Origin of the sequence: Phaeodactylibacter xiamenensis (assembly GCF_000759025.1) — a bacterium.
In the GTDB taxonomy this organism is placed as follows: Bacteria; Bacteroidota; Bacteroidia; order Chitinophagales; family Saprospiraceae; genus Phaeodactylibacter; species Phaeodactylibacter xiamenensis.
The window spans coordinates 188,672-212,970 of record NZ_JPOS01000084.1; the positions used below are offsets into that span (position 1 = coordinate 188,672).

Below are 24,299 nucleotides of genomic sequence, written 5' to 3' on the forward strand. Positions count from 1 at the left end.
CAAATTTTAATAGGTTGGTTTTGGCACCAAAACATACCCATTTTTTGCATACTCCCCAAAGTCATCGTAACGAATTTGCAAATAACCGCTTTTTCCCCAGGTGCTGCCATAACTGCTCATAACCTCAAACACCTGCTCTACCTCATCGTAGCCCACTACCAGCAAGGGATAAACCGCGTCCGGATTGCGGGGGGCTTTCCAGGTTTGCACCCTTACCATTTGCTTGAGTTCCGGGCTGGCATGCAGCTCAATCAGTACCGGATTGCCACGCATCAACGCTTTTTTGGTTTCAAAAACCCGTTGGCGGCCTTTGGTTGTCTCCCGGAACAGGTGCAGGTAATTGTTGATCTGGTATTTTTGCGCCGCATAGACCGAATTGGGCACCGATGGGGCATCATAGGGCATAATGGCGGCGCTCACTGTGCCTTCTCCCGCCAGGAAACGGCAGGCTTCCTCCAGATTTACCGGCTTTCCGGAATTCTCAAGATTGACTGAAATATAATCCGGGCTGAGGTTATCCTTATAATTATTTTCCAGGTTGACGTAAAACTCCAGGCAGGTCGCCAGCGCGTAACTCAGGGCCGAGCCCTTAGCTCCAATTTTACGCACGGGCATCATATATGGCTTGACGCTCTGCTGTACCAGGTTATCGTTAGGATCGATAGCTACGCCCGAAACTACGGGCATCAGGCGGTCAATCCAATCTGCGTCCGTCACACCAAAGGCTACAGCCTCTGTGCTTTTATAAGCCACACTATCGGGCTGCGCGAGTAAGTTGCTGCCCCAAAGAAAGCAACAGAATAATAAGAAAAAGAGTCGATTCATGGTGTCTGATTGATTTTTATTCCCAAACGTAATACCGGGGGGCTTTCGTGCTTTAATCTTGCTTAAAGCGCTGCCGTTCCGTAAATGCCTTGTGCCGCCCTCCGATTTTTTTTGATCTCCACAGCACCATTCCCAAACCTCATACGTTGTATTGAAAAGCAAACGCCTGAACATGAAAATTGCCAAACGCCTACTGATCGCCTTCTTCCTGCTTATCGCCCTTTTCCTTGGAGCTGCCATCGCTATTCCTTACTTCTTCAAAGACGAACTGGTAACGATGGCACGTGAGGAAGCCAACAAAACAGTAAATGCGGAGGTCGACTTCTCGGATGTCAGCCTCTCCCTCCTACGCAGCTTTCCTGATTTCAGCTTGCGGATCGACTCATTTTCTGTGATCGGGAAAGACGCTTTTGAAGGAGTACCACTGGCTAAAGGAGCCTACGCTGCCCTTACCCTCGACCTTATGTCCGTCATCCGGTCCAGCGAGCCGGTAGCGCTAAAGTCTATCCACCTCGAACAACCCGAACTTAACATCATCGTGCTCAAAAACGGTACGGCCAACTATGACATCACCCTGCCTTCCGATGCCCCTGCCGATACCAACGCTGCCACAGGCGACTACAGTAACCTGGTCATTCAGCTCGCTTCCTACAGTATTGCCAATGGCAGCCTCCTCTATGATGATCATAGCCTGGATACCTACCTTGAAATCAAAGGGCTCAACCATTCCGGCTCTGGCAACTTCACCATTGATGTTTATGATCTCGATACGCATACCGACATCGCCGGGCTAACGGTGGCACAAAGTGGCATCACCTACCTCAATAGCGCCAAAGCGGAACTGGACGCCATTTTCAACATTGACAGCCCCAACAGTAAATACACCCTGAAAGACAACCAACTCACGGTCAATGCCCTGCAACTTAACGCCGATGGTTTTGTGCAGCTTGATGGAGACAATATCAACATGGAACTGGCTTTCAACAGCCCGCAGAACGAATTCCGCCACCTCCTCTCCCTCATACCCAATGCCTACATTGAGGGGTACGAGGACGTAGATGTGACCGGTATGTTCACGCTGGAAGGCAATGTATCCGGCACCTACAACGGCACCACGGAAACTTATCCTGCTTTCGCCATCAGCACTTCCGTGAGCGACGGGCGGGTAAAGTACCCTGACCTCCCCCTGAGCATCGACAACATCAATACCAGGGCTAACGTCAACAGCCCCAGCAGCGATTTTAATGACCTGGTGGTGGATGTGCCAAGGTTTTCCATGACCCTGGGCGACAACCCCTTTGAAGCCAGCTTCCGGTTGCGCACGCCAATCAGCGACCCTGACCTACAGGCTTCCGCCAATGGCCGCATCGACCTGGCCGCGCTTAGCCAGGCTTTTCCTGTAGAAGGGGTAGAGGAAATGGCGGGGCTTATTATTGCCGATCTCAATATCGACACCCGTCTGTCTGTCATTGAGCGGGAAGATTACGAACAAGTCAATATGAATGGCGACCTGCGGGTACAGGGGCTCACTTATGCCGCTACTGGCCTGCCGAAGGTTCAGATACAGGATGCAGCAATGGGCTTTTCTCCTCAGTTTGTTGACTTGCGCAGCTTTAAGGCTCAGCTGGGCAAAAGCGACCTGCAGGCTTCCGGCCGCATCGATAATCTTCTGGCCTACTTTTCTCCGGAGAAGACAATGACCGGGCAACTTAAAGTCCGCTCTGATTATTTTGACATCGGCGAATGGATGCCCGAAAGCGAGGAAACGGCAACAACTGGCATGCCAGACACCACGTCCTCAGCCACCTCCGGAGAAGTGTTTGACCGCTTCGACTTCCAGCTGGATGCACAGGCTAAGGAAATCGATTACGACAGCTACACCATAAAAAATGCGCTGGCGGTGGGCGACATTCGGCCCAACACCCTTCGTGTCACCGATATCGGAGCTCAAATTGGAGAAAGCGACTTTACCGGCAGGGGGGTAATTACTGGTATTTTCGACTATCTCTTTGAAGATGGCATCCTGGGCGGCGACCTGCAACTGAATTCCAACCGGCTCAACCTCAATGAGTTCATGCCGGATTCAGAAACAACAACTAATGAAACAGCTACGGAGGAAAGCTACGGCGTCATCCCTATACCCCCAAATATTGATATGGAAATGATGGCGACTATCGGCCACCTGACCTACACCAATATTGACCTTAAAAATGTCAGAGGCCACCTGGTCATAGCGGATGAAGCCATTATCCTGGACAACGTGCGTGCTAACGGCCTGGGTGGTGAACTCGCCATGAGCGGTAGTTACGAAACCACCAATCCGAAAGAACCGGGTTTCAGCTTTAAGTATGATCTTAGTGGCCTGCAATTCCAGGATGCCTTTAGCACTTTCAATACCTTTGAACAACTGGCACCCATAGGCAAGTACATCAAGGGGCGCTTTAACAGTACCCTGATCCTGGACGGCAAACTGGGGCAGGACCTCTACCCCAAGCTCAGCACCCTTAACGCTGAGGGCTTTCTGCAAACGATGGATGCTGTTCTCCAGCAATTTAAGCCACTGCAATCCATCGGCAATAAGCTACAAGTACAGGAGCTTAAGGAAAATATCAGTATTAAAAATACTAAGAACTGGTTCGAAATCAACAACGGTACGCTTGAGCTAAAAACCTACGATGCCAAAATCGCCGGCATTGACATGAAAATCGGTGGCACCTACAGCGTTACCGACCTGATGAACCTCGATATCAAAGCGCAAATCCCCCGCGATAAGATGTCCCAAAACGCACTCGGTGCAGCAGCCAACAGTGGCCTCAAACTACTGGAATCTCAAGCTTCTAAACTGGGGCTGAATATCGGACAGAGCGAATTCATTAACGTTGGTATCGACCTGAAAGGCGCCATAGAAGACCCTAAAATTGGCGTTAAGCTACTTGGCTTGGATGGAGAATCAGGCGAGGACAAAGGCTTGGTTGACCAAGCCAAAGACCAGGTAAGGGACCAGGTTAATCAGCAAGTGGAAGAAAGCAAGAAAGCAGCCGAAGCCGCTGCCAAAAAAGCAGCCGACTCACTAAGAAATCTGGCCAAACAGGAGGCAGAAAAAGCCGCCGAAGACCTGAAGGACCAGGCAAAAGAAACCCTAAAAGACAAACTGGGAGAGCAACTCGACTCCACAACTCAGAAAAAAGTCGACGACGTCCTAGACAAAGTAGGTGGCGATGCGACCGATAAGATCAAAGACAACCTGGACAAGTTCAATCCTTTCAAAAAACGAAACAACAGTGGAGGTGGGGGCGGCCGTTAGTCTCTTACCTACTTAAAGCTCGCACCCGCGACTAAAAAGGGCTGCCCGGGTTCCTCAAACCCGGGCAGCCCTTTTTCATGCCCCACTCTGCGAACTTCGCGTGAGCCCCTTTGCGGCCTTCGCGTGAAAACCCAAAACTACATCTCCACCAAAGTCACCCCATCGCCCCCACGCTCCTGAGGCGGATGCGTAATATCCATCGGCACATTATACTCCCGCAGCTTCCGGCGTACCGCTTCCCGCAGCGCGCCACTACCCTTCCCATGCACGATCTCCAGGTGGGCCGCATTAGCAATCAGCGCCTGATCCACAAAATCCTCCACCACCTTCAGCGCTTCCTCATAGCGCATGCCCCGGATATCCAGCTTGGGCTGAAAGCTCGCTGTATCCGTAGAGGTCTGAGACTGCACACTTTTGCCGCTTTGCACCTCAAGGGGGGCATTGGCGTGCTGTAAATCCCTCAGCTTAATGGTCATGCGCATCTCCCCCATACGGACCACCGCCCGGTTTTTATCAACAGACTCTACCGTGCCCGTTGCCCCGCCCGTTTTCATTTTCACGAAGTCGCCGGCTTTGATGGCCTCCTTCTTTTTGTCTTTTTCTGTGGGCTCGTAGTAGATTTTTTCGCGCAAGTCTGTGACTTGTTCCGCCAGCTTGCCACGCTGCTGTTTCACCTGCCGGGAAATCCGCTTCGCCTTTTCCAGGTTTTGCTGCTCTTTAATCTCCCGGATGAGGTTTTCCATCTCGCGGTTATCCCTTGAGGTTTGCTGAAGCGCCCACTCCTTGGCTTCCAATTTGACCTTTTTGCGGCGGTATTCAAGTTCTTTATGGAGCTGCTCGTAGTTCCTGATGAGCGCGTCCAGCTTTTTCTGCTTGTCGGTCAGTTCAGCCAGCTTCTCTTCTGCCTCCTGCTTTTCCTGCTGCAATTCCACGAGCAACTGGTCCACCGCCTTTTCATTTTTGCCAGTGCGGTGCTTGGCATAATTCAGTATTTTGTTACTCAGCCCACTCTTCTCTGCAATCTCAAAAGCATAGGAGCTGCCTGGCCGGCCCACCTGCAATTCATAGGTTGGCGAAAGCGTATCCTTATCAAAATTCATGGAAGCATTGACAATCCCTTTCGTCTTAAAAGCATAAATTTTCAGGTTAGAATAGTGGGTCGTGATTACGCCGTATATCCGCTGCTCGTTGAGCTGTCTGAGAATAGACTCGGCAATGGCGCCACCGATTTTTGGATCGGTGCCCGATCCAAATTCATCAATCAGGACCAGTGAATCTTTGTCAGAACGCTCCAGAAAATTGCGCATATTTTCCAGGCGAGAACTATAGGTACTCAAATCATCTTCTATAGACTGCTGATCGCCAATATCGGCGAAAAGCGCTTTGAATATGCCCATCTCAGACTCCTGATCCACCGGTACCAGTAGCCCCGATTGCAACATCAGCTGCATCAGGCCGATAGACTTGAGAGTGATCGACTTCCCCCCTGCATTCGGCCCACTGAGCATCAGGATACGATTGCCTTTGAATAGATTAAAATCAAACGGAACAGTGACTTTGTTCAGGCGCTTATTTTTAAGGTATAAAAGCGGATGCCGCCCCTGCCTTACCCCAAAGTGTGGGTGGCTGAACAGTGTCTTTGGCATTACGGCATTCATCTGCCGGGCCAGGCGTGCCTTAGCCTGTACAAAATCAAAGTGGATGAGGATATCCTGATAGGTGCGGATGTCCTCCCGGTAAGGGCGCAGCTCCGCGCTAAGTTCCCGGAGAATGCGGTAAATCTCCCGCTTTTCGTCCGTTTCCAGGTCAAAAATATCATTATTAATCTCGATAATACCTTCCGGTTCGATAAAAGCCGTCTTACCAGTAGTCGACTCATCGTGAATAATACCCCGGATGCTGCGCTTATGCTCGGAGGGGACACTAAGCACCCTCCGGCCGTTACGAAAGCTCTCCACGTTATCTGTGAGCCAGCCTTTGGAGCGGTACTGATTAATGATGACGCGGAATTTTTGCTCCAGCTCTTTTTGCTTGGAGCCCAGTTGGCGGCGGATGCGCATCAATTCCGGAGAGGCATCCGGGCGGATGTTCCCCTCTTCATCAATTACGCCCTCAATAGCCTTGATCAGGTCTTCATTGAAAGATACTTCCCGGATGGCCTTGTAGAGCATGGGGTAGGTTTCCCGCCGCCTCGCATTAAAAAAGCGGAAAACATCCCGGGTGAACAGCAGGATAAGGTTCAGGTTTTGCAAACCCTTGATAGGCAGGACATAACCTTCCACTTTAAGCATTTCCAGCTCCTCATCCACCGACTCGTAGGCACGCACCGGAAAGTGGTCATTGTGCTCTATTGAGCGCGCAAACTCCTGAGCTTCACTAAGTGCCACCTCAATTTGTGACTTCCGGTCGGACGGCACCAATTCACGCACTAAAGCCCGGCCAGGCTCACCCATGCACTCCTGCTCCAGCAGGTGCAGTACTTTATCAAACTCTAATTTCTCGAACAGATCTTTCGGTAACAGTTGCATCTTCTTCATTTAGGCAATGCTCAAACAGTATTTCTAAACAGCCGAGTTCCCGCTAGGTTTATTTATTTGCCCAACTGAAATTTTGGGCGGCTAAATTAACTTTTTCCCTTCCCCCAACCTAAATTTGGGGCTTTTCGAATTTAAATCAACCAATTGTGGCGGGCAATACCTACGGACAACTTTTCAGGATCACAACTTTTGGGGAATCCCACGGGCGGGCCATCGGGCTGATTTTAGACGGCTGCCCGGCCGGGCTGCAGATTGACGAAGCATTCGTACAGGAAGAGCTGGCGCGGAGAAGGCCAGGGCAATCCAAGATCGTCACTCAGCGCAAAGAGGCCGACAAAGTGGAATTCCTTTCCGGCGTTTTTGAGGGGGCCACCACCGGCACCCCAATCTCTATGGTGATTTACAATGCCGATGCCCGTTCAAAAGACTACAGCCATATTGCTAATAAGTTCCGCCCTTCCCATGCCGACTTCACCTACCATGCCAAGTGGGGGCGCCGCGATTACCGGGGCGGCGGGCGCTCTTCTGCACGGGAGACCGCTGCGCGGGTTGCCGGGGGCGCTATTGCAAAGCTTTTGCTGCGGCAATACGGCATTGACATCAAAGCTTATGTCACTCAGGTGGGGCACCTTAAATTGGACAAAAGCTATCAGGAACTCAACCTTCAGCTGACCGAGTCTAACCCGGTGCGCTGCCCGGACCCGGAGATGGCCGGTCAGATGGAAGCTTATATCAAGGAAGTACGCAAAGCCGGAGATACGGTGGGCGGCGTCGTGAGTGCCGTAATTACCGGTTGCCCGCCCGGATTGGGCGAACCTGCATTCGACAAACTTCACGCCGATTTGGCGAAAGCCATGCTCAGCATCAATGCCTGCAAAGGGTTCGAATATGGTTCAGGATTCGACGGCGTAAGCATGCGCGGTAGTGAGCACAACGATGTATTCCGTACAGAAGGCGACCGTATCGTCACCGACACGAATCACTCCGGAGGCGTGCAGGGAGGCATTTCCAACGGTATGGATATTTATTTCAGGCTCGCATTCAAGCCGGTGGCCACGATTGTCCCCGCACAGGATTCAGTAAACGAAGCCGGAGAAAAAGTAACGGTAGAAGGCAAAGGGCGGCACGATCCATGCGTAGTGCCCCGGGCGGTCCCCATCGTGGAAGCTATGGCCGCTCTGACACTGGCTGACCATCTGTTGCGGCAACGTACGGCGAGGGTTTAAGGCAGCCCCTGCTCCGCTGCTCAGGGCGTCAGCTCATCAAGCTCGCCCATTTTTTTGAGCAGGTCGAAGGTCTCCCGTGCCTCAGCTTCATCCACCACCTGAATGGCAGCGCCAACATGCACGAGCACATAATCGCCCGCTTTGGCTTCCGGTACCATCGTCAGGTTTACCTTTTTCATAATGCCATCGAATGAAACCTTCCCGATACGGAAAGTTTCATCGAGTTCTTCAGTAATGGCAACGAGTTTCCCTGGAATCGCTAAGCACATAATCAGGAATTTTCAGTCTGACGAGCTTCCAGCCACGCGTACCAGGCATTCATACCCTCGCCATTGGTGGCAGAAACTTCCAGAAATTCAATGTGTGGATTGACCCGGCGGGCATAGTCCATCGCCTTTTCCACTTCAAAATTCACGTAAGGCAGCAAGTCAATCTTATTGATCAGGCACAACTGAGCCGAGTGGAACATATCCGGGTATTTGATCGGTTTATCATCACCCTCCGTAGTACTGATGATGACCACCCGGTAGTTTTCGCCAAGATCGAACATCGCCGGGCACACCAGGTTGCCTACATTCTCAATAAACAGTAAGCTGCCGTCCCGAGGCTTCAGTTTTTGCAGCGCCTGCTGTACCATATCACTTTCGAGGTGGCAGCCCTGACCGGTATTGACCTGTGCGACAGGCACCCCGATCGCATCAATCCGATCCGCATCGTTAAACGTTTGCTGATCCCCCTCAATGACATAAAAATCGGTACGGTCTTTCATCTCGCGCAGGGTACGCTCCAGCACGGAGGTCTTTCCTGAGCCGGGAGAACTCACCAGATTAATCGCCAGCATATTTTTGGCAGCAAAATACCCCCGGTTACGCTCAGCCAGCAGCTGATTGCGATGCAGGATGTTCTGCTCCAGTTCCACCACCGCCTGCCTGCCGTGGTCATGGCTATGGTCATGCCCGTGGTGATGATGGTGACCGTGGTCATGATGATGGTCATGCCCACGATGGTGGTGGTCATGGCCATGGGTGTGCTCATGATGGTGGTGGTCATGCCCGTGGTGATGATGGTGACCGTGGTCGTGATGATGGTCATGCTCATGATGGTGGTGGTCATGCCCTTTCTCAGAAGGCAACGCTACTTTTGGCCCCTGGGCATCACTGCCACATCCGCAAACTCCGCACATATTTATAGTCGTTTAATTATTGGAAGGTGCCGGCTGAGGGGATTCGTCCATGATGAAAGCCATGGACTTCACATTCAGCTCTTTGCCGGCAATGATATTTTTGAAATAGCTGTTGCAGTGAGGGCAGGCATCGAAATGATGCTTCAGCGCAAAAGGTTGTTCACACTCAAGGCATACCGCCTGCCCATCTGTACTTTCAATGATTCGATCAGCCCCTTCGAGGGCGGTACCGGCTACAGCAGAAGGCCAAACGAAATACAGGGACTCCAACTGCACACCAGCCAATGCTCCGATTTGAAGCGTGATGGACTCAATGCGGGAAGCGCCTGACTCCCGGAAAGCCTTTTCTGCTATATCAACAACGCCCAGGGCGATCGACATTTCATGCATTATTCCGCTGCGCTTTTCGGTACACGAAAAACCCGATGACGGCTACAGAAGCCAGTACCATGGGAATGAAATGATCTGGTGATGCCAAATAGTGGAAAAACTGGCTGCCGTGGCCTACTCCGTGCCCGCTATGAGCGAAAAGGGTAACGGGCATAAGTGCCGCAGCAATTGCGATAGGCTTTTTCATAGTTGTAATAGATTTTAGATAAATGCAATGATAAAAAAGGTCAGGAGCGAATATAGTGACTTTTATCACCCCAAAGCCTGATTAGTGTCATAATACCGTCAGGCTACACTATTTTATTTTGCAGCACGACTATAAGCAAACAAAAAATGCTGCCAAGATGAAATCCATCAAAAACAAAAGGGAGACCTACCTGCAGAGTGTACTCAAGCAGGGGTACTCCCGCCGCGACTTCATGAAGTTCGCAACTTACATGGCTGCTTACATGGGGCTGGAAACCAGCGTGGTAGGCCAGGTTGCCAGACAGCTGGAAAACACCCCCCGCATCCCGGTCATTTGGGAGCATTATCAGGAATGCACTTGTTGCAGCGAATCCTTCATCCGCTCAGACCATCCTATTGTATCAGATATCATCCTCGATAAGATCTCCCTGGATTACACCTTAACCCTTATGGCAGCATCCGGGCATCAGGCGGAAGCCGCCAAGCATGCCACGATGGAGAAATACCACGGCGAGTACATCCTTTGCGTTGAAGGCTCCGTGCCACTGGGCGACGATGGCAACTACTGCTGTATTGCCGGGCGCACTGCCATTGACCACCTCAAAGAGGCAGCAGAAGGTGCAGCGGTGATTATCGCCTGGGGCAGCTGTGCTTCGAATGGCTGCGTTCAGGCCGCCTACCCTAACCCAACTGAGGCTGTGCCCATCCATAAGATCATCAAAAACAAGCCGATTGTACGCGTACCGGGCTGCCCGCCAATTGGCGAGGTCATGGCCGGTGTGATCGTGCACTACGTCACCTTCGGCACCCTGCCGGAACTCGACCGGCTCAACCGGCCTAAAGCGTTCTATGCCAAGCGTATACATGACAGCTGCTACCGCCGCCCTTACTACGATGCCGGCCTGTTTGCCGAGTCGTTTGATGACGAAAACGCCAAAAAAGGCTACTGTCTCTATAAGGTAGGCTGCCGCGGTCCGATGACCTACAACTCCTGTGGCACCATCAAATGGAACAACGGTGTAAGCTTCCCCATCCAATCCGGCCACGGCTGTATAGGCTGTAGCGAAGATAACTTCTGGGACAACGGGCCTTTCTACGAGCGCATTTCCAGTCTCAACGGGTTCGGTATTGAAGCTTCAGCCGATCAGGTTGGTAAGGCAACCGCTGCCGCCCTTGGTGTCGGTGTTACCGCCCACGCCATAGCCGCAAATGTCGCCAAGCGCAACGAGCTAAAAAATAGCATTGCCGAAGGCACCCGCAACGAGAAACAAGTCAGAGAAGATTAACATTCCCGGTTAACCAATCATAAAACCATGTCAAAGAGAATAGTCGTGGACCCCATCACACGTATTGAGGGCCACCTTCGTATCGAAGTTGAAGTAAAAGACGGCGTCATTTCTGATGCCTGGAGCTCTTCCAGTATGGTGAGGGGCATCGAAAAAATAGTCTGTGGCCGGGACCCGCGCGATGTATGGGCATTCGTACAGCGCACCTGCGGGGTATGTACGACGGTGCATGCCCTGGCTTCGGTGCGCTCCGTAGAGGATGCACTCGATATTGTGGTACCGCCTAACGCGGAAATGGTCCGCAATATGATGGCTACGGCACTGTACATGCACGACCATGTTGTACACTTTTACCACCTTCATGCTCTGGACTGGGTGGATGTGGTCAATGCCCTGAAGGCTGACCCCAAGGCGACTTCCGAACTCGCACAAAGTATTTCGCCCTGGCCCAAGAGCTCACCGGGCTATTTTGCAGACATCAAAAAACGGATTACCCGTTTCGTGGAAAGCGGTCAGTTGGGCATCTTTGCCAACGGCTACTGGGGCCACCCGGGTATGAAACTGCCACCGGAGGCTAATCTGATGGCAGTCGCTCACTACCTGGAAGCCCTGGAATGGCAAAAAGAAATTGTCAAAGTGCATACCATCTTCGGTGGCAAAAACCCACACCCCAACTACCTCGTAGGTGGAATGGCTTGCGCGATCAATACGGAAGACCCCGGCGGACTGAATGCCGAGCGCCTGGCTTATGTCCGGCAATTGCTGGAAGAGGGCAAAAAGTTTGTGGATGAGGTTTACATTCCCGATCTATTGGCTATCGCCTCTTTCTACAAAGACTGGGGCAGTATCGGCAAAGGCTTCGGCAACTACATGTCCTACGGTGAGTTCCCAACCAATGGGTACCGGGATGTTTCTTCCTTCAAATTCCCGCAGGGGGTCATCCTGAACAACGACTTATCCAAAGTCCACGATGTCAACCACCGTGACAATGATGAAATCCGCGAATTTGTCAACAATTCCTGGTACGACTATACCAAAGGGGACGAGGAGTCCCTCCACCCCTGGGAGGGCGAGACCGAGATCAACTACTCCGGGCCCAAGCCGCCGTATGACTACCTGGATATCGATAAAAAATACAGTTTCATTAAGACCCCACGCTGGAAAGGGCTCCCTATGGAGGTAGGCCCGCTATCCCGTGTCCTGGTCGGTTACGCCCGTGGCAACGAGGAGATCAAAGCGGAGGTAGATGCAGTTTTAAAGCATCTGGATGTACCGGCTGAAGCCCTGTTCTCTACCCTGGGCCGCACGGCTGCCCGCGGCATTTGCGCAAAGCTGACCGCCAACTGGGGGCTGGAGTTTTACGATCAGATGATCAACAACATTAAAAACGGGGATACCCGGATGGCAAACACCGAACGTTGGGAACCGGAAACCTGGCCTGCTGAAGCCAAAGGCGTGGGCTATATGGAAGCACCGCGCGGTGCCCTGGGCCACTGGATTAAAATTAAGGACGGTAAAACCGAAAATTACCAGCAAGTCGTACCATCCACCTGGAATGCCTCTCCACGAGACCCCAAAGGGCAACGCTCTTCCTATGAGTCTACCCTTATTGGTACCCCCGTGGCAGATGAAAAACAACCGCTGGAGATTCTGAGGACGATCCACTCCTTTGACCCCTGTATTGCCTGCTCGGTACACCTGTACGATGAGGAAGGCAAGCATATTTCACAGGTTCGGCATTTGTCCTCCTGCGAGATTTAACCGGAAAAATCTGAGACCATGGCCTCTACAAAAAAAGACCTGACCTTTAAGCGCGTATACGTCTGGGAGCTACCAGTCCGGATTTTCCATTGGGCCAATGCGCTTTGCATCACCGTTTTGGCAGCAACAGGCTTTGTGATTGCCAATCCGCCGGCAATCATGTCAAGTACGGAAGCCAGCGGGCAATTTTGGTTTGGGACAGTGCGCTACATTCATTTTGCCACCGCCTATATATTTCTGGGCGCTATGATTCTAAGGATTTACTGGGCATTTGTCGGCAACCGTTATGCCAACTGGCGGTCTTTTCTGCCCCTGACCCAAAAGGCCCTCCTGAACATTAGACACGTACTGCAGATCGACATTCTGCTTGGTGTGGACAAGGAGCACCGCCTGGGCAATATTGCGATTGGGCATAATGCTGTTGCTGGTGCCTCTTATGTAGTCCTGTTTTTGTTAGCCCTGGTGCAGGTTGCCACGGGATTTGGGCTGTATGAGCCTATGTCTGCCTTTTTTGTGGCGGACTTATTTAGCTGGGTCATCCCCTTGTTTGGCAGCGATTTCACCGTCCGGTTTATCCACCACGCGGTCACCTGGCTGATGATTCTTTTTGTTATCATCCACGTTTACCTGGTATTCTACCACGACTGGCTGGAAGGCCGGGGTGAAGTGTCCTCTATGTTCAGCGGTTACAAATTTGTACTGACGGACCGGATCAAGCCGGAAGATACGCTGGAAGGGGAAACCCCGCCGGCTCAGGAAGAAGAGCCCTGGGTCGAAGACGAAAAGACCCCGGCAGCAGAAGCACACTAAAAATCAACATGCGAGAACTCGAAGCAAAACTCAGTCAGCGGATAGCTGCGCCCGATGCCACCGCTCAGCGCCCGTCGATACTCTTGATTGGCATTGGTAATTATCTCATGGGCGATGAGGGTATTGGGGTGCAGTTTATCCAATGGCTGGCTGAAAACAACATACAACTGCCTGATACAGACATCCTTGATGGCGGAGTGGGCGGTTTTACGCTCATGGGGCATTTTGATTCCTACGACAAGGTCATCTTTGTGGATGCGACTATGGACCAAAAGCCGCTGGGAACGGTCTCCCTGATCAAGCCCCGCTTTTCCTCTGATTTCCCGAAAGGGCTCACTGCTCACGACTTTGGGCTTAAAGACATGGTCGAATCCATGTACCTCCTGGGCAGGGTACCGGAGCTTTACCTGTTTACCATCTCTATTGAAGAGATACAGCCTATGACCGTGGCCCTCAGCCCGGCTGTAGAAAACAGTATTCCCGTTTTAACCAGGGAAGTGGGCCAGCTCATTCAACAATTAGCGACACCCGAAACGGTATGACCCCTTACCGGTTCAACAGATTCGGTTCCCCGGCGGCGCCTCTAAGGGGCACACCTGCTATTGAAGCAGCGGTTGAGGGCATCAACGAGGGTAAAATTCTAGCCATACAACACCCGTCCGGGTTTCAACTCCTTGCGGACGCCGCCCATCCAAAAGCTATACAACGGCTCCGGCAGCGCAAAGGTACGCCCCTGCCGCTCCCCCTACTCTACCATGAGCTTTTCATCCTTGCCGAAGACCTGGAAATCGATGCGGCTGATATGCTGGCCCTTCAATCTAAAGAACAGCCCATTGTATTACTCACCCGTAATGCCGATCCCCTATCCCCTCTTGCCTTTGATGCCCTTGCCCCCGGTTTATCCAGAATTGGGGCAGCCCTGCCCGGCACTCCGCTGCTCAGGCACCTGATGGCGCATTGGCAAAAGCCAGCCGTTATGAGCAGCGCCAACCGGCATGGTGCGCCACCGGCTACCCATCCGCAGCGGGACCGGACTCAATTGGCAGCGCTAGCTGATGCCATGCTCTTCCAGCTCCCGCCTTACGAAGCCCCAGTGCCGCAACTACCAATCCTCCTCCACAGCCCCATGAACCGCACTGAAATACGCTTTAGGCCGGCAACAAAAACTCAACATCCTTTGGAGGAGCTGATGGCGCTTAGGCAGAAGTCTAAACTGGAAGCACACAACAGCCTGGGGCTCTTCTGGGATGAGCGGGGTTGCCTGCAATACAGGATTACCGGGAAGCATTCCACACCGCTGCTAATTGAAGGCGATTGGGGAGGGTTATTTAAAAATGCCGCAGCGATCTTGCTGGGCATGTCCGAAGTGCACTATCCATATGAAGCGGTGATGCGCCTGGAGTCCGCTGCCCACGCTTACTTCCGGCACAACTTCCCGAAACTTACCTTATCTTTCCTTCAAGACTGGGATGGGAGAACGGCTATACCAGACTACCTGCTGAAGGCGGTTGCTGAAGCCCATTCGCAAGGACACGAAGCAGCGCTGATCGCTGCCCGACTTCACCTCTCCCTTGGAGATTACGCAGGGCGGCAAGCTGAAGTACAGCAAGCCGATAGTATTTTACTGTCTGGCCGGTATTTCAAAAATGCATGGCTGTTGGACCTCATTTGCCGGTTTTGGGGCAGCGCCTATGCGATTGCCTGTTGAGTTTGTAGCTCACTACCGACTTTTGCGATTGTTTGCGCATCTAACCCGTAGCCTTTTAGCACCTTTAAATCTTCCTGCACCAGGTCCACCACTCGTTTTTTGTCGGCCGTGATTTGTGTTTTGACGTGATGGTAAGACTTTAGAGCTTCCCCGAGGTTTCCAAGCATCAGCTGTACGTGCCCGTGGTTGACGAAGGGCTGAGGATCTGTAGGATGGAAATCGATAGCTTTTTGCGCGGGGGATAATGCCTTATCCGTTTGCCCGGCCAGCAGGAACAACCAGGCCTGATAAGCATAGGCTTGCGCGAGCTCCTCCTCCATAGCCCGGTTGTCTGAATGTTGCTGATGATAGTTGGCCAGCGCATCAACAATTTTATGCTGCCAGTCCAACTTTTCAGTATGCTCCAGCGTAGAGAGTTGCTCTTCCTGCCAAAGCGCGATTTCCCGCATCAGCCGGGCCGCTTCCAGGGTAGCCTGCTCCGCATTGGAAAAGAAATCCCTGAAATAAGTCAGGTCGCTCTGCATGCTGTTTAGCGCAGGCGACTCCTGCTCTATCTGCCCAAGCGCTTCTTCAATGACCGGCAGCATCGCCAATCCTTCCGCCTGGTACTGCATATCGGCAGTAAGCTCAAGCAGGGACTGGAAGAGGGTTGCCATATTCAGGGCGGTCACGGCCACATCCGGCATAAAGCCTTCGGGGTGGTCTGCAGCCAGCACCTGCCGCTGCTCCAGGGCCATTCGGTAGTAAGCCAGCGCCTCTTCGTAAGCTTGCTTTTCGTCGTGAAGCACACCGAGGTTGTGGTAAAGGGTAGCCTGATACGGCAGGAATAAGCCGGGCTGCTGCGTTTCCAGTACATTGTACTGTTCCAGCGCCCGCTGATAATTGAGGATGGCCTCCTCCCGTTCTCCCATTTCGGTGAAGAGCACACCGAGGTTGTTATAGGTATTGGCTACGAATGGCTGAAAGTCTTCCGGGCGGGTTTCCGAAAGGTCATTGTAAGCCTCCAGGGCTTGTGTATAAGACAGGACCGCTTTGCTGTAGGCCCGTTCTTGTTTTTGAGCGAAAGCAAGGTTGTTGTAGCCAGCAGCAATTAAAGGCAGTACCGAGGGGTCATTCGACAAAGCTGCTTCGTAGGCACGGATGCCCTGCTTCCAGTAAAGCTCTGCCATCAAGGGGTCCTCATCGGTGTAACTGTCAGCCAGAGAGGTCAGGGCATTGCCCAGGTAGGGTTGAAAGACAGGTTTCTGTTTGACAAGGCCCTCATAAAGTGCAACGGCCTGCTTGATGCTTTTGCGCCAGTTGTAATGATCGCCGCCACGAGCTGCTGCCTGTGCCCGGTTGAAAACAGTGAGTGCGAGATAGGGTTGGAAAGTAGCTTCGTCGGTCTCTGCCAAAGCCTCATACCGCTTAACGGCAGACCGGAAATAGGCATCGGCTGCTTTGTACTGCCGCAGGGCAGCAAGCAAATTGCCAAGGTTATTGCTCAAACCTGCCATTTGGTGCTTTTCTTCGGCATTCATTTCCGGTTCGGCTTTTTGGTACGCCTCAAAAGCCTGCTCGTAGTTGCGGACTGCAATATTGGGCTCGCCCTGTTCCTGGTAAATAGCGCCTATGGCGCTGCACACTTGTCCGCAAAGCAATGGGTCTTCACACTGATTCAGTACAGATTCGTAGCTATCGGCGGCCTGCTTCCATGCTCCACTTTGGTAGTACACCTGGGCTTCCTGCAACAAGTCGTTGATTGAATTTTCCATATTTTCCTGATTTAGAGGCAAGCCTTTTTGACCCAGTCCAGATAGGCCAGGCGAGACATCTCGGTGAAGCCCAGATCGGGTGTATCGATACTTGGTTTTTGAACGTCAATGAAGTGGTAGCCCTGAGCTTGAAGTTGCCGGGCCAGCAAGCTTAGCGACAGCGCCCCGCCCCCTTCCGTACAGCTATACGTATATTCTGCGAAAAAGGCCTTACCAATAGCCACTCCAAAAATACCGCCAACCCAGGTGGTCCCATGCCGGACCTCCAGGGAGTGCGCATAGCCCTGCTCAAATAAAGCCCGGTAGACTGCTGCCATTTGCTCTGTTACCCAGTTTTCGTCCATGGGCGGGGTGTTTTGGGCTTCCTGTATTTGCCGGAGCAGCAGCTCAAAATGCTGATCGAAAGTGACTTCCAAATCCATACGGTAGCCAGGAAGCTGTTCCGGTGGTTCTGCATCCTCCGGCTTCAGAACTAAACGGGGGTCAGGCGACCACCACTTGATGAAATCCATGGGGCTGAACCAAAAGTAGATGCCGCTTTGATAGGCATTCAACAGCCGTTCTACGGAGAGGTCTCCCCCTACAGCAATCATTCCCTGTTCGTCGGCAAAGTGTGCCGGTGGAAAGCCTGTATCGGTTTCGCTGAGTTGAAAAAAAGGCATGGCTCTTGCGTATTAATGGTCGAAAAATAAAGAAGGGCTTCCAATTGTCAGATGCGATTTGTCATTGCTCCGATAAAAAGTGTGTAGCGAGTGCTTCCTTCTTCCCCATTTTTCCGCACATTTGGTATCACGGACTTACCTCCCGCCTATTCACTATTATTATCATCTTCGATGAACAGACTAAACTACCTGAAAATGCGTATTTCTGAATGGCCCCGGTTCTGCCTGTTTGGGCTGCTCGTGCTTCTGGCCAGCTGTGGCGGCTCCAACCAAGCTCATAAGCACACAAATGCCCTCGTCAATGAAAACAGCCCCTATCTGCTTCAACACGCTCATAATCCGGTCAATTGGTACCCCTGGGGAGCGGAAGCTCTTCAAAAAGCAAAGGAAGAAGACAAGCTCATCGTCATAAGCGTGGGCTATGCGGCCTGTCACTGGTGCCACGTGATGGAGCACGAATCCTTTGAAGACTCAACAGTAGCCCGTATTATGAATGAAAACTTTGTAGCGATTAAAGTGGACCGGGAAGAGCGCCCGGACGTCGACAATATTTACATGACGGCCTGTCAGCTCGCGGCTGAGGGGGGATGCGGGTGGCCCCTGAATGCCTTTGCGCTGCCCAACGGGCAGCCGGTTTGGGCGGGTACCTACTTCCCGAAAAAAGAATGGCTGGAGGTGTTGAAATACTTCGCTGATTTATACCAAACCGACCGGGATAAGCTGGAGGAGTACGGGCAACTGCTGGCAGAAGGCATTCAATCGGTCAGCCGCCCCAAACCACTGGAGGAATCCTCTGAACTTTCACCGGATGCTTTGCAGACAGGCGCCTCAGCCATCCTTGAACAAGCGGACCTGCAATTCGGAGGGCTAAAAGGTGCGCCCAAGTTCCCCCTACCCTCTGTCTTCCGGTTTTTGCTGCGGCAGCATGTGCTCACTGGTCAGGACAGCCTGCTCCGCTTTGCCACAACCACCCTTGATGCCATGATGAGCGGTGGGCTGTACGACCACCTCGGCGGAGGTTTTGCCCGCTATTCCACCGATACCCAATGGGAAGTGCCCCACTTTGAAAAAATGCTCTACGACAACGCACAGCTCGTCAGCCTCTACAGCGAAGCCTATCAGCTTACCGGCAAGGAAGCCTATAAAACGGTGCTGGAAGAAACCCTTGAATTCATCGCCCGGGAAATGACCAGCCCCGAAGGTGGTTTCTACTCCAGCCTTGATGCAGACAGTGAAGGGGAAGAAGGCCGCTTTTACACCTGGACCGCCGAAGAAGTGACTGCGGTGCTCGGTGAAGGACAGGCAGCCCAGGTTTTCATGGATTATTACAGCTTTCGCCCCGGCGGTAACTGGGAAGGGCGCAACATTTTAATACGAGAAAAAAATGTGCAGAAAATTTTGGATGAGTATAAATTATCTTCGTCTGAGTTAAATCAAATCATCGCCGATGCCGGGTCAAAACTCTTTACGGCCCGCGCCAAACGCCCCCGCCCCGGGCTGGACGACAAGCAGGTGACTAGCTGGAATGCCATGATGATCAGTGGCTATGCCCATGCCTTTCAGGCGCTGCAAACGCCGGGCTACCGTGATGCCGCCGTCCGTGCTGGTGAACTGCTTCAGGAAAAGCTGGTGCAGGATGAGTGGCGCATCCTCCGTACCTATAAAGACGGGCAGGCTAAGATCAACGGCTTTCTGGATGACTATGCCTTTACGATTGAAGCCTTTTTAGACTTGTACGCGATCACCTTTGAGGAAAAGTGGCTGGAACGCGCGGAGGCCCTTGCCCAATATGCCCTTAAGCACTTCTCCGCTGAAGACAGCCCGATGCTGTACTACACCTCCGACCTCGACCCGGCACTCATCGCACGGACAGCTAAGACCGAGGATAATGTCATCCCGTCCGGCAACTCCACGATGGGCCGTGCCCTGCTGCACCTGGGCACGTACCTTTACGACACCACTTACACCCAGCGGGCCCGGCAAATGCTGCATCGCATGGTCGGGGAAATGGAGGAGACTACTGCCCCTTCTTATTTCTCTAACTGGACGAACCTGTACAGTGAGCTGACTTACCCGCTATACGAAGTGGCTATCGTAGGGGAAGCTTTCGCTGAAAGGCGGCAGGCCCTGCAACAGCATTACCTGCCCAATGCTTTATTTCTGGGCGGGGCCGATGAAGGCAGCCTGGAATTGCTAAAAGGGAAGCTGCAGGAAGGGGAAACCTTCATATATGTCTGCCAGAATAAAGTCTGCCAGCTACCGGTGCACGAGGCGGAGGAGGCGGTTCGTCAAATGCAGTGACACTTATACCTTAAAGCCTTCATCATCCATTACCCTGCCATTGATGCAGCGGATGATACGGGCCGGGAAGTTCTCGATGATTCGGTAATCGTGGGTGGCAAGCAGGACGGCCGTATCGTTGTCCTGGGCGAGGCGGCGGAGCAGCAGGAGAATGTCATCTGAGGTTTCGGGGTCGAGGTTGCCGGTGGGTTCGTCGGCGATGAGGAGTTCGGGCTTGTTGAGCAGGGCGCGGGCAATGACCACGCGTTGCTGCTCGCCGCCGGAGAGTTGGTGCGGGCGCTTTTGTTCTTTGCCCTTCAGCCCGACCTGCTCGAGCACATCAGACATGCGGCTTCGCATTTTTTGCTCGTCCTTCCAATTGGTTGCTTCGAGCACAAAACGAAGGTTGTCCTCAACGGTACGATCGGAAAGCAGATTGAAATCCTGGAAGACAATGCCCAGCTTGCGGCGCAGCAACGGGATGGTTTTTCGGTTGAGTTTAGCGAGGTCAAAACCAGCCACTTGGCCTTTGCCCGCCCCCGGAGGCAGAGCACCATAGAGCGTTTTGAGCAGGCTTGACTTGCCACTGCCGGTCCGCCCGATGAGATAGACGAACTCGCCTCTGGTGATGTTCAGAGAGACCCCGCCCAGCACCTGATGGTCCATTTGCTCAATGGCCAGATTCTTTAAGTTGACGATAATTCGTTCATTCATAGGCAGGGGCATTTTTTAGGTAGACAAATATAGGCATTGTAAGGGGATCAGCCATTCTATACCACATTTTCTGACAAAAATCATCCCCCGAAAGCCCCCCCTTGACTACCTTTGCAGAATTGACAACGATTTGACCATGCCGGAGCGCCCCGAAGGAACAAACTAACCGTATGTTTGTATTCATTACAGCTTTATCAAATTTAACCAACGCGGAATATCCGGCTTAAAACTGTAGACAAACAGCTAATGTCATGAAGAAAATATATATCATCGCGATCATTATGGTAGGGGTTGCCATCGCTATGCTCACGAGCGCAGCGGATGACATGAGCACTTATGCCACTTTCGCTGACGCAGAACAAAGCGGGGAGCGGGTCAAAATTGCCGGGCAGCTTTCCAAAGATAAGGAAATGCACTATGACCCCGAGACAGACCCTAACTATTTCAGCTTCTACATCAAGGATGCGGAGGGAGATGAGCGCAAGGTAGTCCTGCTTTCGGAAAAACCACAGGACTTTGAGCTTTCTGAGCAGATCGTACTGACCGGCTCTATGAAAGGCGACGAGTTTGTGGCCACTGACATGCTCATGAAGTGCCCTTCCAAATATAAAGAGGAAGAGGTTTACATCAAGAGCGAGGCAGGATAGCTTCAGTTGTTCCTCACCTCAATTGTAAACCCCGGAGCCTCCCGCAGTCTTCGGGGTTTGCTACACTCAGCCGATAACAAAACAGGCAGCCCATAGCGCTGCACCACCTAATTTTCGATCAACGACAATACTCCATGCAAGACATTCAGTACGTAGGCGAACATCTTATCCCCGGGCATATTGGCCAGATGGCGATCATGCTTGGATTCTCTACGGCATTGCTCTCTACAATAGCTTACTTTTTTGCGACACAGCGCCGCGAACAGCCCGCTGAGGCGGCTAACTGGCTCCGGATCGGGAGGTTTTCCTTCCTCATTCACGGCATCGCTGTTTTCACGCTGATTGGTACCATGTTTTACGTGATGATCAATCAGTATTATGAGTATCAGTACGTTCAGGCGCACGTCTCCGAAGATCTGCCTATGAAGTACATTTTCTCCGCTTTTTGGGAAGGGCAGGAAGGCAGCTTTCTGCTTTGGATGTTCTGGCATATCGTGCTCGGCGGTGTCCTCATGGCTACTGGTAAGCGCTGGGAAGCCCCTACCCTCTCACTGCTATCTTCCGTACAGGTCTTTTTAGGTTCTATGATCCTCGGTATTTACATCGGGTTTGGAGACGACCCTATGCGGCTGGGCAGCAATCCTATGATGCTGCTCCGGGATATGGTCGATGCGCCGATTTTCCAGAGTGCTGATTACGTCTCTCAAATTACCGGTACCGGCCTTAACCCCCTGCTGCAAAACTACTGGATGACCATCCACCCGCCCACCTTATTCCTGGGTTTTGCCTCCACTACTATTCCGTTTGCCTACGCCATAGCAGCTCTTTGGACTAATGACCACAAAGCATGGCTGAAGCCTGCCCTGCGCTGGAGTCTCTTTAGTGGTGCCATACTGGGTATCGGTATCCTGATGGGCGGGGCATGGGCCTATGAAGCTCTTAGTTTTGGTGGGTACTGGGCCTGGGACCCGGTGGAAAATATGTCGCTGGTGCCCTGGCTTTTCCTCATTGCCGGCATTCATACCAACCTGATTGCCAATGCAACCGGACACTCCATCCGCAGTACGCATATTTTTTATGCCTTGACCTTTATCTTCATTCTGTACTCCACCTTCCTAACCCGGAGTGGGGTACTGGGCGATACCTCGGTGCATGCCTTTACGGAAATGGGGCTGGAAACCCAGCTGATTTTGCTAATTGGTTTTTACATCGCGCTGTCAGCAGTACTGATTGGCAAGCGTTACAACAGTATACCTGCGCCTCAGAAAGAGGAAGCCACTGCCTCCCGGGAGTTTTGGATGTTTATCGGTTCGCTGGTATTGCTGTTCTCAGGCCTCATCATTTCGGCTTCCACTTCCCTGCCGGTGTACAACAAGATCATGACGTACTTTAACCCGGATTACATCGGCCGAGTCATCACTGATCCGGTGCCTCACTACAACAAATACCAAATCTGGATTGCCATCTTCATCAGTTTGCTTTCCGGCATTAGCCAGTACCTGCGCTTCCGGGAGCCTAACTTTAGCAAGCAGCTTAAGAAATTTAGCATTCATACGGGCGCAGCCATCGGCATTTCTGCTTTGCTGACTTACCTTACGACACTTTGGATCGCCATGAATGCCTGGCAGTACACCGTCATGTTATTCTTCGGTTGGTTTACCATCGTCGCTAATATGGATTACCTCTTTACTGTAGCTAAAGCCCGGCTTAAGATGGCAGGCTCTGCGGTTTCCCACGTTGGTTTCGGTATGATGATCATCGGTATCCTGGCCTCCGGGCTTAATCAGGAGGTGATTTCCAACAATACCTTTGTGATGGAAGGACTGATTGAGGGCGCCACCGAAGACCAGCTGCGCAAAAACGTCATCCTCTTCAAGGATTCGCCTTTGATCATGGGTGATTACGAAGTGACCTATGTTTCTGATACCGTAAGCCAGTTCTCCCGTACCTTCAAGGTGAACTACAAGCGGCGGGATGCTTCAGGGGATGTGGTAGAGGAATTCAACCTTTATCCGAATATTCTTTACGATAAATCTTTCACCAAGGTAGCAGCCTCCAATCCGTCGACTAAGCGTTACCTGGACCGTGATATTTTCACCCATATTGCTTCCCTGCCACGGGTGGAAATCGATATGGAATACCGCAAAAACCGGGAAGACAGCCTGAACTACAAGGTGTACGAAGCGCTGATCGGAGAGACAATCGCCTTTCAGGACACCGTGCCCATCCGCGATCAGGACACCTTCTTTGTGAAGCGCTTCCGTGCAGAGCTGGTCAGCATTGACCGCGACCCTTCCCATCCTGATTACACCAAGGAAGAAGGAGACCTGCCTATCGGGGCCACCATCCGTATTCAGCGCCTGGATGAAGACAGCGTATTCACTGTTCAGCCGGTGCTGGTCCTGCGGGGTCAAATGCTCTATAGCTATCCGGTACAGATCAATGATATTAGCTCCAAAGTGCGGCTGAGTGAAGGTATTTTTGATGCCGTATTTGGCCGGGAGGTCAATATGGAGTACCAGCCCTTCACTTTTAAGGAGGGAGACCAGATTACGTACAACGGGCACACCATTCAGTTTGCAGGTTTCAACAAGAACCCGGAACATGAGGCCTATGAGCCTCAGGAAGAAGACATTGCCGTAAGTGCTATGATTAGTGTACAGGGGCAGGATGGGAATTCCTATATGGCGCAACCGCTTTACCTCATTCGCGGCAGCCGCCCCCTCAACCTGAAAGACGAGATCTCCGAGCTGGGGCTGCACTTCCGCTTCACCGGTATCAACCCACAGGAAGAAACCGTGGAGGTCATGATTGGGCAGGCAGAAACCGGAGGCGAGCACCCGATCCCATTCGAGGTGGCGACAGACTCCCTGCGTGCCGATTATATTGTGCTGGAGGCTATCGAATTCCCGGGCATCAACCTGTTTTGGCTGGGCTCAACGATGATGATGATTGGGCTGTTTATGAGCATGCTGGTGCGGATGCAGCAGCGTCGGCAGGTAGCTTAAACAAAGAACCGTACGACG

20 protein-coding genes are annotated in these 24,299 nt (G+C 52.3%); 10 read left to right on the forward strand and 10 right to left on the reverse strand.

What is annotated here, in order from left to right:
• Positions 1-6 precede the first annotated feature (6 nt).
• Positions 7-825: a C1 family peptidase gene (locus IX84_RS25450; protein ID WP_044227693.1), complete on the reverse strand. Its 819-nt coding sequence runs from the start codon at positions 823-825 to the stop codon at positions 7-9.
• Positions 826-997: 172 nt separating this feature from the next.
• On the opposite strand from IX84_RS25450, the gene IX84_RS25455 reads away from it, so the two are divergent.
• Positions 998-4,129, forward strand: coding sequence for an AsmA-like C-terminal region-containing protein (locus IX84_RS25455; RefSeq protein WP_044227697.1), 3,132 nt, complete (start codon positions 998-1,000; stop codon positions 4,127-4,129).
• A gap of 137 nt (positions 4,130-4,266) precedes the next feature.
• On the opposite strand, the gene IX84_RS25460 is transcribed toward IX84_RS25455, so the two are convergent.
• The gene (locus IX84_RS25460) at positions 4,267-6,657 is read right to left on the reverse strand and encodes an endonuclease MutS2 (RefSeq protein ID WP_044227700.1); all 2,391 of its coding nucleotides are present in this window, start codon (positions 6,655-6,657) and stop codon (positions 4,267-4,269) included.
• Positions 6,658-6,812: 155 nt separating this feature from the next.
• Here IX84_RS25460 and aroC point away from each other — a divergent pair, with 155 nt between their 5' ends.
• Positions 6,813-7,892, forward strand: coding sequence for a chorismate synthase (aroC, locus tag IX84_RS25465; protein WP_044227703.1), 1,080 nt, complete (start codon positions 6,813-6,815; stop codon positions 7,890-7,892).
• Between the two features lie 20 nt (positions 7,893-7,912).
• On the opposite strand, the gene IX84_RS25470 is transcribed toward aroC, so the two are convergent.
• The 5 genes from IX84_RS25470 to IX84_RS25485 form a co-directional block, all read right to left on the reverse strand.
• Positions 7,913-8,161 (reverse strand): HypC/HybG/HupF family hydrogenase formation chaperone, encoded by a 249-nt coding sequence (locus IX84_RS25470; protein WP_044227705.1) that lies wholly within the window; start codon positions 8,159-8,161, stop codon positions 7,913-7,915.
• Positions 8,162-8,163: 2 nt separating this feature from the next.
• Positions 8,164-8,814, reverse strand: a complete 651-nt coding sequence (gene hypB, locus IX84_RS25475) for a hydrogenase nickel incorporation protein HypB (RefSeq protein WP_238578343.1) — start codon at positions 8,812-8,814, stop codon at positions 8,164-8,166.
• Positions 8,712-8,990 carry a hypothetical protein gene (locus IX84_RS34215; protein WP_238578344.1) on the reverse strand — a complete coding sequence of 93 codons (279 nt, stop codon included), beginning with the start codon at positions 8,988-8,990 and terminating at the stop codon, positions 8,712-8,714. The genes hypB and IX84_RS34215 overlap by 103 nt, the downstream gene beginning before the upstream one ends.
• Positions 8,991-9,087: 97 nt before the next feature.
• Positions 9,088-9,465 (reverse strand): hydrogenase maturation nickel metallochaperone HypA/HybF, encoded by a 378-nt coding sequence (locus IX84_RS25480; RefSeq protein WP_044227709.1) that lies wholly within the window; start codon positions 9,463-9,465, stop codon positions 9,088-9,090.
• Positions 9,458-9,652, reverse strand: coding sequence for a hypothetical protein (locus tag IX84_RS25485; RefSeq protein WP_044227711.1), 195 nt, complete (start codon positions 9,650-9,652; stop codon positions 9,458-9,460). The genes IX84_RS25480 and IX84_RS25485 overlap by 8 nt, the downstream gene beginning before the upstream one ends.
• 166 nt (positions 9,653-9,818) lie before the next feature.
• On the opposite strand from IX84_RS25485, the gene IX84_RS25490 reads away from it, so the two are divergent.
• From IX84_RS25490 to IX84_RS25510, 5 genes are read left to right on the forward strand one after another with little or no spacing between them, the layout of a single operon-like run.
• Complete coding sequence (locus IX84_RS25490; RefSeq protein ID WP_044227954.1) at positions 9,819-10,937, forward strand: hydrogenase small subunit; 1,119 nt, start codon at positions 9,819-9,821, stop codon at positions 10,935-10,937.
• Between the two features lie 27 nt (positions 10,938-10,964).
• Complete coding sequence (locus IX84_RS25495; protein ID WP_044227713.1) at positions 10,965-12,698, forward strand: nickel-dependent hydrogenase large subunit; 1,734 nt, start codon at positions 10,965-10,967, stop codon at positions 12,696-12,698.
• 18 nt (positions 12,699-12,716) lie between these two features.
• Positions 12,717-13,508, forward strand: coding sequence for a Ni/Fe-hydrogenase, b-type cytochrome subunit (gene cybH / locus IX84_RS25500; RefSeq protein WP_044227715.1), 792 nt, complete (start codon positions 12,717-12,719; stop codon positions 13,506-13,508).
• A gap of 8 nt (positions 13,509-13,516) precedes the next feature.
• Positions 13,517-14,050, forward strand: coding sequence for a hydrogenase maturation protease (locus IX84_RS25505; protein WP_081968942.1), 534 nt, complete (start codon positions 13,517-13,519; stop codon positions 14,048-14,050).
• Positions 14,047-15,216: a Sua5/YciO/YrdC/YwlC family protein gene (locus IX84_RS25510; protein WP_044227717.1), complete on the forward strand. Its 1,170-nt coding sequence runs from the start codon at positions 14,047-14,049 to the stop codon at positions 15,214-15,216. Before IX84_RS25505 ends, IX84_RS25510 begins: the two co-directional genes overlap by 4 nt.
• On the opposite strand, the gene IX84_RS25515 is transcribed toward IX84_RS25510, so the two are convergent.
• Both IX84_RS25515 and IX84_RS25520 read right to left on the reverse strand, forming a co-directional pair.
• Positions 15,198-16,970, reverse strand: a complete 1,773-nt coding sequence (locus IX84_RS25515) for a tetratricopeptide repeat protein (protein ID WP_044227719.1) — start codon at positions 16,968-16,970, stop codon at positions 15,198-15,200. The two genes, IX84_RS25510 and IX84_RS25515, sit on opposite strands and share 19 nt — an antisense overlap.
• Before the next feature lie 11 nt (positions 16,971-16,981).
• A complete protein-coding gene (locus tag IX84_RS25520; protein WP_052516401.1) occupies positions 16,982-17,632 on the reverse strand; it encodes a leucyl/phenylalanyl-tRNA--protein transferase in 651 nt (216 codons plus the stop codon).
• Positions 17,633-17,827: 195 nt separating this feature from the next.
• Between IX84_RS25520 and IX84_RS25525 the strand changes: the two genes are divergently transcribed.
• Positions 17,828-19,933 (forward strand): thioredoxin domain-containing protein, encoded by a 2,106-nt coding sequence (locus IX84_RS25525; protein WP_063978302.1) that lies wholly within the window; start codon positions 17,828-17,830, stop codon positions 19,931-19,933.
• A gap of 3 nt (positions 19,934-19,936) precedes the next feature.
• Here the strand turns inward: IX84_RS25525 and IX84_RS25530 are convergent, their stop codons facing one another.
• Positions 19,937-20,638: a cell division ATP-binding protein FtsE gene (locus IX84_RS25530; protein WP_044227721.1), complete on the reverse strand. Its 702-nt coding sequence runs from the start codon at positions 20,636-20,638 to the stop codon at positions 19,937-19,939.
• 239 nt (positions 20,639-20,877) lie between these two features.
• On the opposite strand from IX84_RS25530, the gene IX84_RS25535 reads away from it, so the two are divergent.
• Together IX84_RS25535 and ccsA are read left to right on the forward strand one after the other, a co-directional pair.
• A complete protein-coding gene (locus IX84_RS25535; RefSeq protein WP_044227724.1) occupies positions 20,878-21,273 on the forward strand; it encodes a cytochrome c maturation protein CcmE domain-containing protein in 396 nt (131 codons plus the stop codon).
• A 134-nt stretch (positions 21,274-21,407) separates the two neighbouring features.
• Entirely contained in the window at positions 21,408-24,281 is a 2,874-nt protein-coding gene (ccsA, locus tag IX84_RS25540; protein ID WP_052516402.1) for a cytochrome c biogenesis protein CcsA, read from the forward strand.
• Positions 24,282-24,299: the final 18 nt, after the last annotated feature.

Excerpts from the sequence above, each read along its gene's own strand:
- IX84_RS25450 (WP_044227693.1), bottom strand. The coding sequence starts at position 825 with ATGAATCGACTCTTTTTCTTATTATTCTGTTGCTTTCTTTGGGGCAGC.
- IX84_RS25455 (WP_044227697.1), top strand. The coding sequence starts at position 998 with ATGAAAATTGCCAAACGCCTACTGATCGCCTTCTTCCTGCTTATCGCC.
- IX84_RS25460 (WP_044227700.1), bottom strand. The coding sequence starts at position 6,657 with ATGCAACTGTTACCGAAAGATCTGTTCGAGAAATTAGAGTTTGATAAA.
- IX84_RS25470 (WP_044227705.1), bottom strand. The coding sequence starts at position 8,161 with ATGTGCTTAGCGATTCCAGGGAAACTCGTTGCCATTACTGAAGAACTC.
- IX84_RS34215 (WP_238578344.1), bottom strand. The coding sequence starts at position 8,990 with ATGAGCATGACCATCATCACGACCACGGTCACCATCATCACCACGGGC.
- IX84_RS25480 (WP_044227709.1), bottom strand. The coding sequence starts at position 9,465 with ATGCATGAAATGTCGATCGCCCTGGGCGTTGTTGATATAGCAGAAAAG.
- IX84_RS25485 (WP_044227711.1), bottom strand. The coding sequence starts at position 9,652 with ATGAAAAAGCCTATCGCAATTGCTGCGGCACTTATGCCCGTTACCCTT.
- IX84_RS25495 (WP_044227713.1), top strand. The coding sequence starts at position 10,965 with ATGTCAAAGAGAATAGTCGTGGACCCCATCACACGTATTGAGGGCCAC.
- cybH (WP_044227715.1), top strand. The coding sequence starts at position 12,717 with ATGGCCTCTACAAAAAAAGACCTGACCTTTAAGCGCGTATACGTCTGG.
- IX84_RS25505 (WP_081968942.1), top strand. The coding sequence starts at position 13,517 with ATGCGAGAACTCGAAGCAAAACTCAGTCAGCGGATAGCTGCGCCCGAT.
- IX84_RS25510 (WP_044227717.1), top strand. The coding sequence starts at position 14,047 with ATGACCCCTTACCGGTTCAACAGATTCGGTTCCCCGGCGGCGCCTCTA.
- IX84_RS25515 (WP_044227719.1), bottom strand. The coding sequence starts at position 16,970 with ATGGAAAATTCAATCAACGACTTGTTGCAGGAAGCCCAGGTGTACTAC.
- IX84_RS25520 (WP_052516401.1), bottom strand. The coding sequence starts at position 17,632 with ATGCCTTTTTTTCAACTCAGCGAAACCGATACAGGCTTTCCACCGGCA.
- IX84_RS25525 (WP_063978302.1), top strand. The coding sequence starts at position 17,828 with ATGCGTATTTCTGAATGGCCCCGGTTCTGCCTGTTTGGGCTGCTCGTG.
- IX84_RS25530 (WP_044227721.1), bottom strand. The coding sequence starts at position 20,638 with ATGCCCCTGCCTATGAATGAACGAATTATCGTCAACTTAAAGAATCTG.
- IX84_RS25535 (WP_044227724.1), top strand. The coding sequence starts at position 20,878 with ATGAAGAAAATATATATCATCGCGATCATTATGGTAGGGGTTGCCATC.
- ccsA (WP_052516402.1), top strand. The coding sequence starts at position 21,408 with ATGCAAGACATTCAGTACGTAGGCGAACATCTTATCCCCGGGCATATT.